The sequence below is a fragment of the Streptomyces tendae genome (genome assembly GCF_014650435.1).
Lineage (GTDB): Bacteria > Actinomycetota > Actinomycetes > Streptomycetales > Streptomycetaceae > Streptomyces > Streptomyces tendae.
In genome coordinates this window covers 1-12,212 of sequence record NZ_BMUY01000035.1, presented here as the reverse complement: position 1 = coordinate 12,212, position 12,212 = coordinate 1, and the positions used below count along the sequence as shown (strand labels likewise).

The window sequence follows — 12,212 nt, the reverse complement described above, 5'->3', positions numbered from 1 at the left end:
ACGGGTGATGTGGTGCGCTGGGACGGTGAGGGCCGGCTGGAGTTCGTGGGGCGGGCCGACGACCAGGTCAAGCTGCGCGGTTTCCGTATCGAGCTGGGGGAGGTCGAGGCGGCGCTGGCACGCCATCCGCGGATCGCCCTGGCCGCGGCTGTGGTGCGTGAGGATCAGCCGGGCGTGAAGCGCCTGGTCGCGTACACCACGACCCCCGGGGACGTGGAGAGTCCTGACCCGGCGGAGTTGCGTCGTCATCTGGCCGAGGACCTGCCGGAGTACATGATCCCGGCCGCTTTCGTCCCCCTCGAAGCGCTCCCCCTGACACACAACGGCAAACTCGACCGCACAGCCCTCCCCGCCCCCGAATTCACCGTGGCGGCGACCGGCCGTGCCCCGAGGACGCCTCAGGAAGAAGTGCTGGCAGGTCTCTTCGCCGATGTACTCGGACTGGAGGCTGTGGGAATTGACGACAGTTTCTTCGATCTGGGCGGGGATTCGATCGTTTCGATTCAGTTGGTGTCGCGGGCGCGTCGGGCGGGTGTGGTGATTACGCCGCGGGACGTCTTCACGTATAAGACGGTCGCAGCTCTCGATGCGGTCGCACGTGCACTCGACGAGACACCGGAGCCCTCACCCCGCTCCGCCGGACCGCTCGTATCCCTGGAGGACGGCGAGTTCGACGAGCTCGAGGCGGAGTGGAGGAATGTGCAGTGACCGTCCGCGGTGACGGTTCCGCGAGTGGAGAATCCGCTCCCGAAGCCAAACCGGGATCGGCCAACAGATGGCCCGATCCCTCCTCATAAAACGACTGAGAGAAGAAAAGAACATGGAAAACCCTTTTGAGAATCCCTCCGGCGAGTTCCTCGTTCTGGTGAACGCGGAGAACCAGCACTCCCTGTGGCCATCTTTCGTCGAGGTACCCGACGGCTGGACCATCGTTCATGGTCCCGACAACCGTCAGGCATGTCTCAATCACATCTCCGCACAGTGGACCGACATGCGGCCCAAGAGCCTGATCGACCTCACCGGCTGACGAGCCGCACAGGCTTCGAAGGTCTTCGCGTGAGTCAACGATTCGACAGATGGAGCCGGTCACCGGTGTTCCGGGCGTGTTGTCAGGAATCACCGGTCACCGGCCTCTCAGAGCGAGGTCACAGAGTGGAGTGCCGCGGATGAGTGCACGACCGAACAGCGACCGAGTGTCGCTGGGATCCGGATTCCAGCTGGTATGGGGATCGGTCGTCATGTCCAGTCTCGGCGACGGCGTGCGCTTCGCCGCTCTGCCCCTGCTCGCCACACGGGTCACGAGCGATCCGCGCTTGATCGCACTGGTCCTGGTGGCCGAGCAACTCCCCTGGCTCGTCGTCGGTCCCCTGTCGGGAGTCATGGCGGACCGCTTCGACCGCCGTCGGATACTGTGGATCACGGACTCGGTACGCGCGGTGATAGCCGTCGTCTTCACCCTGTTCGCCGCGACGGGAACCGTGGGCATAGCCGTGCTCGCGATCGCGGCATTCCTCTTTGGCAGCGGGCAGGTGGTGTACAGCGGAGCGTGGGCGGGGATCATTCCGGCGCTGGTGGGTCCGGAGGGAAGAACTCGTGCCAATGCGCGTCTCCAGGCGGGGTCATTGATCACAGACACCTTGCTCGGAGCGCCCGGAGGCACCCTTCTCTTCGCGTGGGCCGTGGCTGCCCCGTTCGGTGTGAACGCGCTGTGTTTCGGCGTCGCCGCCGTGCTCATGGCACTGTTGCCGGGACGCTACCGGGCCGGCGAGACAGGCGCCACCGAGGATGCGCGGCCCGTGCGCCGAGACATGGCGGAAGGCTTTCGCTGGCTGGGGAAGCACCGGCTCCTGCGCGCTCTCTGCCTCACCTCCGGTGTGTCCAACCTTGTGAGCGCCGGCCTCACAGCGGTCCTGGTGCTCTTCGCGAAGGAGACACTTCAGCTGGGCAGTACCGGTTTCGGTCTGCTCATCGCGTCCTTCTCCGTGGGAGGGCTGTTGGGCGCTGCCGTGGCGCCCCGCCTGAGCCTCGGCATCGGCCGCTCCAGGACACTCACTCTCGCGTTGGCGGGGTCGGCCCTGGCCGCGGCCAGCGCCGGCCTCTCCTCGTCAGGCGCGGTGGCGGCCTGCATGATCGCCGCCTACGGAATCGCATCGGTTACCTGGAACGTCACCGCCGTCTCGTTGCGGCAGGACATCGTCCCCGGATCTCTGCTCGGGCGGGTCAGCATGGCCTACCTGATGACGGTCGCCGGCTCCAGTGCCCTCGGAACGACGGCCGGCGGTTTGCTCGCCCACGCATGGGGACTCAGAAGCCCCTTCCTGGCCGGCGGCGCAGTGCTGCTGTTCGCGGCGTTCGTGAGCAGATGGACGCTGTCCGGAACCCACGACGTGACCACGGACCCCCCTGAGGGGACTGTGGGTTCCCCGGACCGCGTGGAGCACGCGGTGAGCGATCCGGGCAACGCCCGTACCTGAACGTCACCACCGCTTCCACGCGCAGGTGGCTTGCCCCCGCAGGTGTGGGCGTCCTTTCCCTGCCCGTCACCGAAATCCCAGGCTCGCGGCAGGACGTCGGCCTGCACTCTTCGCCGAGCCCGCGTATTCCGAAACCACCCCAACCTGTAGAAAGACCGGACCGAAGGAGAGATCTTCCGTGAGCCTAGAGGGATTGATTCGGCAGATTGATGTCGATGCCGTCGCGGAACTGACCGTCGCTGCGGGCAAACTGCTCGCCAACCACGGACCCGCGAGCAGCCCCGCACTTCTCGCAGCACTGCCTGAGACGGCACAGGCCCTGGCGGGCGGCGTGGGCGACGCATTCCGTCCGGTCTTCTCGCCCGAAGGCCTATTCATCCTCCGTGGCCTCGAGGTCCTCGACGACGAGCTGGGCCCCACGCCCGCCCATTGGTCGAGCGCCGGGGACGCGGGTGAGATCTGGGATGTCGTCCTCCTTCTCATCACGATGCTGTTGGGACGGCCCCTCGCGTGGGAGGGCCAGCAGGCCGGCCGGGTCGTCAACAACATCGTGCCGTCCCGCGGCCATGAGACCGAACAGACGGGCGCGAGCAGTACGGTGCTTCTGAGCCCGCACACGGAGGACGCCTTCCACCCGGAACGCGCCCATCTGCTCCTGCTGCTCTGCCTGCGCAACCATGACCTGGTCGGTACCACCGCGGCCAGTGTGCGCCGCACGGATCTGTCACCGGAGGACGTGCGCCTGCTCGGCGAACCCGTGCTGCCGATCCTGCCTGACGACGCGTACGCCGACCTCCCGGGCTTCGACGGGAAGCCCCCGCGGGTCAGTGCGGTGTTCGAGTCACCCGAGGGTCTCACGCTGCGATTCGACCCCGCGTACACGCCACTGGAACAGGCCGACGACTCTTATCGAGCGGCCTACGCCCGGCTCGGGGCCGAGCTGGCGCGTGTGTCCATGAGTTTGAGTCTGGCCCCGGGCGACGTCCTGGTGGTCGACAACGATGTCGTCGTGCACGGCCGCGTGCCGTTCCGTCCGCGATATGACGGCACGGACCGCTGGTTGAAGCGCACTCTGGCCCGGATACCGGGGCGCGCGACCCGCCCCGCGCGCGAAACGTCCGAGCACGGGTACGGACAAGTCTCCATCCGCGTCTGAGGTCCGTCCCCTGTTCTCCGGCGGGCGCGCGACGAAAGGAATTGACCTCGCACCGTCGGGGGAACGCCCGCTTGCGTCCAGCACGGGGGTGCCTGTTGAGTCGGCACGGAGCGCGGTGCCGGTGTTGCCACCGGTCCGTTTCTCCGTGCCGCTCGCCGAACCCGGCGTACCCGTCTCCGGGTACCGGGCTCTCCACGGACTCTGCCGTTCAGGCGTGGTTGAGGCAGGTCCAGGGGGTGGGGATCGTGTTGCCTCTGTAGCGGTAGCGGGTGACCGTCACCGCCTGGAGGTCAAACAGTTCAACCCCGTCTGCCGAGAGCTTTTGCCACCGCCCGTTGCGGTCGGTGAAGCGTCGGCGGACCTCCTCCCAATTCCAGCGGTGCAGCGCCATCCACCAGCTGATCACCCGGTGCCACGTAAAGCTGGCCAGGGAGCTCAGAGCGGCTTTGCAGACCGCGTGCTTGAAGTAGTTGGCCCAGCCGCGCATGATCTGGTTGAGCCTGATCAGCACGTCCCTGGGGTTCTGCTGCGACGTTCTGCTCGTCAGGGCACGGATCTTGTCCTTCAGCTGCCGGATGGGCCGGTCAGCGATGAAGGTGTAGACGTGCCACTCGTCCGTTCCTCGCTTGCGGCGCCACTGGACGCGGAACCCCAAGAAGTCGAACCCGTACGAGCAGCGAGGGAGTTGCGGTGCCGGCCGCGTCGATGACGGCTCTCGTCCGGCCTCGTTCGGACTGGGGCTTCTGCCGGGATGGTCACGCCGTTGTGGATGGTGCTGACGTACCGGGCCTGGGGTGTGCTTGCGCAGGGCCGCCGATGAGGCATGAGAGATGCCCGACCCAGACGGGTACCGAACCCAGCAGTTCCCAGGGGAGGGTGCCGTTGGTCCGTTCGACCATGGCGCCGTCGTTGGGGCTGATGACCCGGAGGACCTGGTCGGCGTTGACGACGTGCCGGACCACGGGGATGACGCGCGCGTTGGAGGCCAGGAGGACATCGGCGGCCGCGGTGCGGTGGCTGGAGATCACCACGACGGGGCGGTCGTCGCTCGGCGAGCAGGCGCCGGGCGACGGCCTGCTGGTGCCAGTCCGTGACCTCGTGGACGTGCGCAGGGGCGCAGGAGCCGGCGGCCGGGCCGCCCTGCCGCCACCGCACCACATCGACGCTGGGCATCAGCCGGGCCAGGTTCCCCGCGAGCTCGGCGACGGAGTTCTCTGCTCCGCCACGGGCGGTGGCGACCCAGGTGAGTACGACGTGCGGAATCACTGGTTGTCTCCTCATTGAAGCTGCCTGTGGTGCACGGAGCGTCCGGGCTACAGAGTCCGACGGACGCCCAGGGGGTGGAGATGCCGCGGCACCCGCTCCACTCGGGGGAGGGCGGAACAGGCGCCGCGGTAGCTGCTCAGCGGTCCGGGGCGTGGCAGTGCGGGACCGTCGAGCAGCCGTTTGAAGGCCCGGCGCGGGGAGGGCTCCTGCCGTGGGAGAGCAGTCGGGCGTTGCTCCCCCGCGCCGGGGGTGTTGCTCTGTCGGGAGGCGGGCCGTATCGGCAGCCGCGCCCCGGCAGAAGTCAGGCGACAGCGTCCGCGGTCGCTTCGCGGTACACGAGCAGGTCGACCGATTCCACGGCGTCAGGCAGGGCGCGTTCCTGCGTCCGGAGTCGGTAACCGGTGTCCCACATGGTCATGGCCATCTCGCGAAGGCCGCCGTTGACGGCTTCCGCACTGTCTTGAGCTGGCCACCAGCGCACGAGCCCGCAGCGGTCTGCTTCTGGCGACCACAGGGCAGTCGCGACGTCCCGCACCATGAGCCGGGTACCGCGAGCCGCCTTGGTCTGCTTCAGCCATCCCTCCATCAGCTCCAGAGGGCTCTTCTCTGGCCACGTGTAGGTGCGCGGTGCTGGGATGAATGCCCACGCGTCGCTAGGGCGGCGCGGCGGATTCTTGCCCGCTTCCATGCGGTAGACGAGCAGGTTGGCGTGCAGGTCCTTCTCCGGGTCGATGGGGCGGCCCGCCCACTCCACCACGTAGTCCAGCGATCGTAGGCCGGCCGTTACTGTCTTCAGCCGGGCAGCCCAATCCGATCCGACCTTCCGGTCCGGGTGCCACTCGACCAGGACGCACAGGGCTGCGCCTCGCGGCCACGTGCACTCCGGCGCGTACAGCGCGCGGCTCCATCCGTCGCCCGGGGCGATGTCCCGGTCGTAGAGGTCGTAGCCGTCCTTGCGGCCCACCACGACGCGGTTCTCACCGACCTTGAGCTGATCCAGGTCGTAGTTGACCACCGAGGGCGCCGTGCGACTCGGATTGTTCCGGTCGTAGATGGGTCGTTGCGTCCAGGCGCTGCGCACGCTGTCCTCTCAGGTTCATGGGGTGGTTCGGGGTCTCGTCGGCCGGGCCGGCGGCTTCACACGTCCACGGGCCCGGGGACGAGGACAGCTCGGACGGTCTTGCCGCGGCCTTCGTGTGGCAGGAATCGGGTGACCTTGGCGCTGAGGGAGGCGACCTGCCACAGGCCACGTCCCCTCTCCCCGCGCACCGCGGCGTCGAAGTCGAGGAACGCCGGGTTCAGGTCGGCGACGTCGATGACCAGCGAGCCGATCTCGTCGGCGGCGATGCTGAGGGTGAGCTGCACTTCGGAAGAGGGCACGCTGCTGGGAATCCCGTGCCTCACACCGTTGTCCACGAGCCGGGCGACCGCTTCCACGGCCGATAGGACGTTGCCGTGCCAGCACAGGACGGTGACGATGCGCCGGGTCCATACGCGCGACAGGTACAGGGCGCGGGTGTCGCCGGGTAGGTGAGTGGTGAAGCTCCGCACCAGGGACGAACCGGTCGGAGCCCCGGCGCAGGGCGGCAGTGCCAGGAGCGGTGCCTCGGCGGTCCCCCGGTTCTCTCCGGGGGAAGGGCGTCGCGGAGCCGATGAGGTCATGGCGTGCCTCCCTCCTTCAACGAGTCCGGACCCTTGACGGCTTCCAGCTCGGTCAGCAGGTCGTGTGACTCGTTCACGGCCCAGCCCATCCTGCGCAGGTGGACCACGGACTTGAGGTAGTCGCCGGGCAGCTCCTCCTCACGCACCTCACGGGCGCGTGTGATGAGCCGCGTGGCCCGCCCGTCCTGCCTCTCCACCTCGCTGGTGAGGGCAGAGCTGACGAGCTGCATCAGGTACCCGCGCAGACGCTGCGCGAGTTCGTCGACGAGGTCTTCGGGCGGGGGGGACTGTGTCGAGGGCGTCGGCCACGTCGTCCAGCCACGCGTCACCGTCGTAGGGGCGCCAGGCGCGCACCGCGGCCAGGGTCGCCTCCACCTTGGCGCGGTCCGGCAGACGGGCGGGTTCCACGGGGCGCACCCAGCGCGGTACATCGGCGCTGGCGTCGCGACGGGGGAGGGCCACGGGCGTCACTGGTCGTCTCCCGTCACTGGGAGGAGACACCAGACGGTGGCACCGTCGTCGCTGACACCCCAGATGCCATCGAGGGCGACGACTACGTACTCCACGAGCTGGAGACCGCGGCCGTGCTCGGCGTCGTTGTCCGCCTCGCGTACGGCCGGCTTCCCCGACGCGCCGCTCTCGACCGCCAGGTAGAGGAGGTCGTCCCGGAGCTGCATCCTGAAGGCGACCTGAGTTCCGCCGCTGTGCTGGATGGCGTTGGTGACCAGCTCCGAGACGATGAGGGCCGCAGAATCGCACATGCTGGACAGGCCGCAGTGGTTCAGCCGGGCCCGGGTGAGTCTCCGCATGCCCTGAACGCGGCGAGCGTCCCGATCAGGTATCGGCTCTCCGGGGCCGCGCCGGGCGATCGCGAAGTTCGCCTCCATTGCATCCGCTTTGCGAACCCGCGCCCACGTGTGGAGCGGGCCCTGCTTGTGGCCGGCTAAGACGCTTCTGGTGGGAAGGGTCGTGCTCGGCGCCGTAGCCGTTCCCATTGTCTCCTCCTCGTCGCGATTCGAGCACTTAGCGTTGTGGGACGGGGGGAGTTGTGACTATGTCGGCGTTATGACTTCTGACGGACCGTTCGGATGACACGATGACGCCGCTATGACTTCTTCCCGCCTTCTGGCGAGGGACAGTTCCAAAGGGAAGCCACCGCGGTATCCCATGGAGGGGAACCGATTCCGTGGAGGGGACATGGACCAGGGTCAGCGCACAGTGTTGTTCCTGCTGGCCACCAGACGGGGGATCCGCTCCCATCCGGCATTCAGCGACGAATACACACGCGTCGCTGACCAGTTGAGGGCAGAGGGCCACACCGTTGCTCCCGCACCAGTGGCGCGGCATTACGAGCGCTTCCTGAAGTTCGGGGCGGTGAAGACGGCGCCCCACGCTCCCACTGCTCGGGTGCTGGAGCGCATGTTCCAGAGGCCCGTGGGAGACCTGCTTCGCTCAGCCTCCGACATCCAGGAGCTGGAGCAAGACTGCTCGCCTCGGGCCCCATCCCCGCCCGTGCTTGACGAAAGTGATCTGCTGATGACCGCTCGGGACGCTGCCTCGCACGCCAGTGAAGCCGCCTCGCTCCACCTGGACGAGATGACACTCGACCAATTGCACGACGACCTCGTCCAGCTTGCGCGCCGGTATGGCGGTACCGCCCCGGCTGTGGTCTACCAGGAGGCGACCAGCCTACTGAACCAGGCGCAGGTGCTGCTCGAACGCACCCGGTCCCCCGAGCAGCACACGCGCCTCTACTACGCGGCGGCTCAGGCCAGCGCGTTGCTCGCAGCGGTCTCCTTCGACCTGGGCGCCCTCACGCCGGCCGTCTCGTTCGCGCGTTCGTCAGCGCAGTACGGCAAGACCATCGGCAACGGCCCTGTGCAGGCGTACGCCTACGGCATGGTGGCCTTCATGGCGTTCTGGGACGGGCGCCCCGGCGAGGCCGTACGGCTCGCCAAGACCGCCCAGACGTTCGGTGGCCTCGGAGACACTGCCCGCCGCCGCCTGTACTCCATCGAGGCCCGTGCACACGGCCACCTGCGCAACACCGATCAGGCTGAGCGGGCCGTCCGTGAAGCGCTGGAGCAGAGCAGTGGCCGCCGTGACGAGCTGCACGACGACATTGGCGGCGAGTTCGCGTTCGACGCCGCTCGCACGGCCATGAGCAACGCGACAACGTGCCTGTTGCTGCGCGACGCCCAGTCGGCGGAGGAATTCGCCACGAGGGCGCTCACCCTGTTGCGCGCGTGCCCGGAAGGCGAGCAGCCCATCATGGTGTCGGGCCCGGCAGCCGTCGACTTGGCACGTGCCAGGCTGCTCCGCAATGAAGTTGAAGGCGCTCAGGAGGCATTGACGCCGGTCTTCCAGGTGCCGCCGAGCTGGCGCGGGTCAGGGATGATGGAGCGGCTGACGGCGGCCCGGATCGAGTTGACCCGTCCTGACTTCCGCAGCGCGCCCGCAGCGCTTGCTCTGGCTGAGCAGATCGAGGAATTCAGTGCCCTCTCCCCGGCCCGCCGGCTCGGCGCCGCGAACCCGCTCGCGATCGAAGCCTGACGGCTACCGGCCGAGCGCGGCCAGGATCACGGCCTCCTTCTCCGGTGTGATCCCGTGCTCGGCCCAGCGCGGATGTTCCACCGGCATGCCGCCGTCCCGGAGCCACGTCCAGGTGTCGGCGACGGTGTCCGCCAGCGGTCGGCACACCAGCCCGGCCGCCTGCGCCCGCGTGGATTCGATCTTCCATACGCCGGCGTGCGTGCGCCACAGCGGCAGCTCGGTCCACTGCTTCACGCCCTGGTCCAGGAGCACCTTGTCCGGGGCCCAGGCCAGTTGAGCATCTCCGCCGGTGACGAGCACGCAGGCCGTGAGGAGGTCGCTCATCGCGTTACGGCCGGTCGGCGCCACGCAGTTGTACGCCCCGCCCGTGTCGGCGGTGGCCTGGTGGAGCGCGAACGAGGCCACGTCCCGCACGTCAATGGGCTGGATGGGCTTGTCCGGGGCGCCCGGGGCGAGCATCCGGCCCCCACGGGCGGCGCGGTTGAGCCACCACGGGAGCCGGCCGACGTACTCGCCGGGCCCGAGGATGACGCCTGGCCGGAGGATGACGGCCCGGTCCTCACCGAACGCCGCGGTGGTCGCTCGCTCGGCGCCCGCCTTCTGCCTGCCGTAGTACCAGTCCGGCCCGTCCCAGTCGTCCGGGAGTCGGCCGTAGTCCACGTCGGAGTCCGGCGGGCCGTCCAGGACTTCCGAGTCCTCGGTCAGCGGATGGTTCGGCCAGCCGCGGTAGGCGTTTACCGTCGAGACGTAGACGTACCGGCCGGCGACCGGCTCCAGTGCGCGGGCGCCAGCGAGGACGTCGCGCGGCGCCATCTCGGACGCGGAGGTGTCAACCACGGCGTCCCACGGCCCTTCACTGGCCAACCGCGCCAGGTCGGCGGCGACGGTACGGTCACCGCGTACCGTCTGGGCGCCCTCCGGCACGGTCCCGGACCGGCCGCGGTTGAAGACGGTCAACTCCCACCCCCGAGCGAGCGCCTCCTGCGCAACTGCACGGCCGAGGAACCAACTTCCGCCAAGTACGAGGATTCTCATGGCCGTGATCCTGCCGGAAGGCGGGACCGCAGGCCAGTGCCCCTCTCGCGACCCGGGGTCAGGCCAGACGCCAGGAGCGCAGCCGCTCGGCGATGCCGTAAGAGTCCAGGCGCAGCGCGCGAATGTCGGCGATGAGCTCGCGCCACAGTTCGAACTTCGTGTTCACCGGCTCGTCGTGCATGGACAGGTAGGCGAGAGCCACGGTGTAGCCGTACAGCTCGTTGCGGGTCGGCAGCGGCCGCAGCATCACGCACTCCTCCAGCATCACCGCTGCGCGCCAGAACGCGTCAGGGCGGTGCTGGTCGTGTCGGGGCGGGTCGACCTTGTGGCGGGCCGCCAAGCCGACGAACACGGAGTAGTCGTTGACCGCGAGGTCATCCAGCAGTTCTTCTTGACGCTCCAGGAACCAGCGGTAGTCGACGTAGTACTCGGCAGGCACAGGTCAGGCCGCCCGCGGAGTGTGCGCCACCTGCGCGGGACCGCCGTACTCGGCGTCGAACGCGGCGACGGTCTCCGGGTCGGAGATCACCCGGCGGAATGCTTCGGCGCCCTTGGCCAGCGCGCGCTCGCGCTGCTTCTCCTCGGCCACCTGGGTGAGGTAGGTCTCCAGGGGAAGCCCAGCGTCGTCCGCCAGGGCCTGCAGCGTGGCCACAGTGGTGTCGTCGATCTCGATGCCAGCCATACATCGAGTATGCCGCCTGAGACCGCACCAAGACTACCCACCTGAAAATATGCTGCTGACCAGCGCGTTTATGGTTCATCCAACGCGGCCCGGCCCTTGAGAGCGCCCCAGAGTGGCACGGCGCCCATTGGGTCGTCCTCGATGGTGCCGTCGGGCAGGTTGTACTCGTCGCTGGCTAGGGTGGAGTCCGGCGTCCAGTTGACCGTTGATCAGCGCGACGCCGGCGTTCTCGGCGCGTGCCTTGACCCTCACGTTGACGGCCCGGCCGGTGAGGAAGAGGCCCCGTACGGTCGCGTTCTTCCTCCGCTTCAGGTTGCCGGTGGCAGCCAGGGCACGGAAGCGCGGCTTGGCCGGAAGGTAGGCGAACTCGCCGTCGGCGGGTTCTGGCCGTACTCGGTGGGCTTGCGCAGCTCGCGAAGATCAGCGAGCCAGGCCCGGACGCGGACGACGATCTGCAGGTCGGCTCCATCGCGGATGAAGCGCCACCGGCCCTTTCCCTTGCGCCTGGTAACGGAGCCGCGTACTTCGGCTACTTCATGGAGACGGGGAAGCCGGACGGCAGCAAGTACATCCCGGACAGTCCGCTCGTCCACTCCTCCCGCATCGTCTCCTACCCAAAGGGGGAACGGCCGGACACCTCCCTGTACCGGGGAAGCCGAACTTGGTTCCGCCGTACGCCTCCAGGGGGCCGTTCGGCTCTGATGTACCTCCGCACACCGTCTCGCAAGTGCACTGGTCTTCGCAGGTGAGCAGGTTCATGCTACTCACTCTCTTGAATTCTCCGAGCTGCACCATGTGTGAGGCTGCGGTTATGGTCGCAATGCCTTGCGCGCTGACAGGCCGGGTAGGGCAAGGGTGGCCCTGGGTACCGCTGCGCCCTGGTCACGGGGCCGCCCTTCAGGTCGGTGATCAACTTGGTGAACGTTGAAGCGGCTTTCCGGCACACATGCGCTCACCGGCTGCTCACATGGACAGCACGGGTTTGCTCCCGGGCAGCGCTCGACAGTGATCGCTTTTCACCAGACGATGGGGCCGAACTTCGGGGGTCAGTCACAACGCGTCGTGTGTCGTGACAGTGTGGTACTTACACAGTTGTGAGAGGCGAGTTGTCTGGGGGAATGGGGCGTGGCAGCGGGGACGGGTGGGGTGCCTCAGCTGACCCGGGCGCATCGGGTGCTGATCGGCATGGTCGTCTTCGGTGCGGTCGTCATCGCCGGGATCGGCTTCGCGGGTTCGTACGCGGCGGTGCGGGAACTGGCCCTGAAGAAGGGGTTCGGGAATTTCTCGTACGTCTTCCCGATCGGCATCGACGCGGGCATCTGCGTGCTGCTCGCCCTGGACCTGCTGCTGACCTGGATCCGCATCCCCTTCCCGCTGCTGCGGC

At 68.2% G+C, this 12,212-nt stretch carries 15 protein-coding genes; 6 read left to right on the top strand and 9 right to left on the bottom strand.

The genetic code is table 11. The features are described from left to right. The 4 genes from IE258_RS39900 to IE258_RS39885 form a co-directional block, all read left to right on the top strand. Positions 1-708: phosphopantetheine-binding protein (locus IE258_RS39900; RefSeq protein WP_308434251.1), on the top strand; the 708-nt coding region annotated here is incomplete at its 5' end. Positions 709-820: 112 nt separating this feature from the next. Then, entirely contained in the window at positions 821-1,027 is a 207-nt protein-coding gene (locus tag IE258_RS39895; RefSeq protein ID WP_189750687.1) for an MbtH family protein, read from the top strand. A gap of 49 nt (positions 1,028-1,076) precedes the next feature. Next, positions 1,077-2,474, top strand: a complete 1,398-nt coding sequence (locus IE258_RS39890) for an MFS transporter (protein ID WP_308434250.1) — start codon at positions 1,077-1,079, stop codon at positions 2,472-2,474. 178 nt (positions 2,475-2,652) lie between these two features. Next, positions 2,653-3,630, top strand: a complete 978-nt coding sequence (locus IE258_RS39885; RefSeq protein ID WP_189750685.1) for a TauD/TfdA family dioxygenase — start codon at positions 2,653-2,655, stop codon at positions 3,628-3,630. Between the two features lie 208 nt (positions 3,631-3,838). Here the strand turns inward: IE258_RS39885 and IE258_RS41580 are convergent, their stop codons facing one another. The 6 genes from IE258_RS41580 to IE258_RS39860 all read right to left on the bottom strand — a co-directional run bounded on the left by IE258_RS41580 (position 3,839) and on the right by IE258_RS39860 (position 7,367). Then, complete coding sequence (locus IE258_RS41580; protein ID WP_229892745.1) at positions 3,839-4,285, bottom strand: group II intron maturase-specific domain-containing protein; 447 nt, start codon at positions 4,283-4,285, stop codon at positions 3,839-3,841. A 100-nt stretch (positions 4,286-4,385) separates the two neighbouring features. Beyond that, positions 4,386-4,661, bottom strand: coding sequence for a hypothetical protein (locus IE258_RS41575; protein WP_229892743.1), 276 nt, complete (start codon positions 4,659-4,661; stop codon positions 4,386-4,388). A gap of 536 nt (positions 4,662-5,197) precedes the next feature. Next, the gene (locus IE258_RS39875) at positions 5,198-5,977 is read right to left on the bottom strand and encodes a hypothetical protein (RefSeq protein WP_189750683.1); all 780 of its coding nucleotides are present in this window, start codon (positions 5,975-5,977) and stop codon (positions 5,198-5,200) included. Between the two features lie 56 nt (positions 5,978-6,033). Continuing rightward, complete coding sequence (locus IE258_RS39870; protein WP_189750682.1) at positions 6,034-6,558, bottom strand: ATP-binding protein; 525 nt, start codon at positions 6,556-6,558, stop codon at positions 6,034-6,036. Then, entirely contained in the window at positions 6,555-6,887 is a 333-nt protein-coding gene (locus IE258_RS39865) for a DUF6415 family natural product biosynthesis protein (RefSeq protein WP_189750681.1), read from the bottom strand. The genes IE258_RS39870 and IE258_RS39865 overlap by 4 nt, the downstream gene beginning before the upstream one ends. A 138-nt stretch (positions 6,888-7,025) precedes the next feature. Continuing rightward, a complete protein-coding gene (locus IE258_RS39860; protein WP_189750680.1) occupies positions 7,026-7,367 on the bottom strand; it encodes an ATP-binding protein in 342 nt (113 codons plus the stop codon). 388 nt (positions 7,368-7,755) lie between these two features. Between IE258_RS39860 and IE258_RS39855 the strand changes: the two genes are divergently transcribed. Continuing rightward, entirely contained in the window at positions 7,756-9,111 is a 1,356-nt protein-coding gene (locus IE258_RS39855; protein ID WP_189750679.1) for an NsdA family TPR-like regulatory protein, read from the top strand. A gap of 3 nt (positions 9,112-9,114) precedes the next feature. Here IE258_RS39855 and IE258_RS39850 read toward each other — a convergent pair whose 3' ends face one another. Genes IE258_RS39850 through IE258_RS39840 form a run of 3 tightly spaced genes read right to left on the bottom strand, consistent with a single transcriptional unit; the run spans position 9,115 to position 10,828 of the window. Then, a complete protein-coding gene (locus IE258_RS39850; protein WP_189750678.1) occupies positions 9,115-10,146 on the bottom strand; it encodes an NAD-dependent epimerase/dehydratase family protein in 1,032 nt (343 codons plus the stop codon). 58 nt (positions 10,147-10,204) lie between these two features. Then, positions 10,205-10,585 (bottom strand): toxin Doc, encoded by a 381-nt coding sequence (locus IE258_RS39845; protein ID WP_189750677.1) that lies wholly within the window; start codon positions 10,583-10,585, stop codon positions 10,205-10,207. A gap of 3 nt (positions 10,586-10,588) precedes the next feature. Further along, positions 10,589-10,828, bottom strand: a complete 240-nt coding sequence (locus IE258_RS39840; RefSeq protein ID WP_134655112.1) for an antitoxin MazE7 — start codon at positions 10,826-10,828, stop codon at positions 10,589-10,591. Positions 10,829-12,013: 1,185 nt separating this feature from the next. Here IE258_RS39840 and IE258_RS39835 point away from each other — a divergent pair. Next, positions 12,014-12,212: DUF2637 domain-containing protein (locus IE258_RS39835; protein ID WP_189750688.1), on the top strand; the 199-nt coding region annotated here is incomplete at its 3' end.

What these genes read in the sequence shown, in the direction of transcription:
- IE258_RS39895 (WP_189750687.1), top strand. Translation starts at nt 821, where the DNA reads ATGGAAAACCCTTTTGAGAATCCCTCCGGCGAGTTCCTCGTTCTGGTG.
- IE258_RS39890 (WP_308434250.1), top strand. Translation starts at nt 1,077, where the DNA reads ATGGAGCCGGTCACCGGTGTTCCGGGCGTGTTGTCAGGAATCACCGGT.
- IE258_RS39870 (WP_189750682.1), bottom strand. Translation starts at nt 6,558, where the DNA reads ATGACCTCATCGGCTCCGCGACGCCCTTCCCCCGGAGAGAACCGGGGG.
- IE258_RS39860 (WP_189750680.1), bottom strand. Translation starts at nt 7,367, where the DNA reads ATGCGGAGACTCACCCGGGCCCGGCTGAACCACTGCGGCCTGTCCAGC.
- IE258_RS39855 (WP_189750679.1), top strand. Translation starts at nt 7,756, where the DNA reads ATGGACCAGGGTCAGCGCACAGTGTTGTTCCTGCTGGCCACCAGACGG.
- IE258_RS39850 (WP_189750678.1), bottom strand. Translation starts at nt 10,146, where the DNA reads ATGAGAATCCTCGTACTTGGCGGAAGTTGGTTCCTCGGCCGTGCAGTT.
- IE258_RS39840 (WP_134655112.1), bottom strand. Translation starts at nt 10,828, where the DNA reads ATGGCTGGCATCGAGATCGACGACACCACTGTGGCCACGCTGCAGGCC.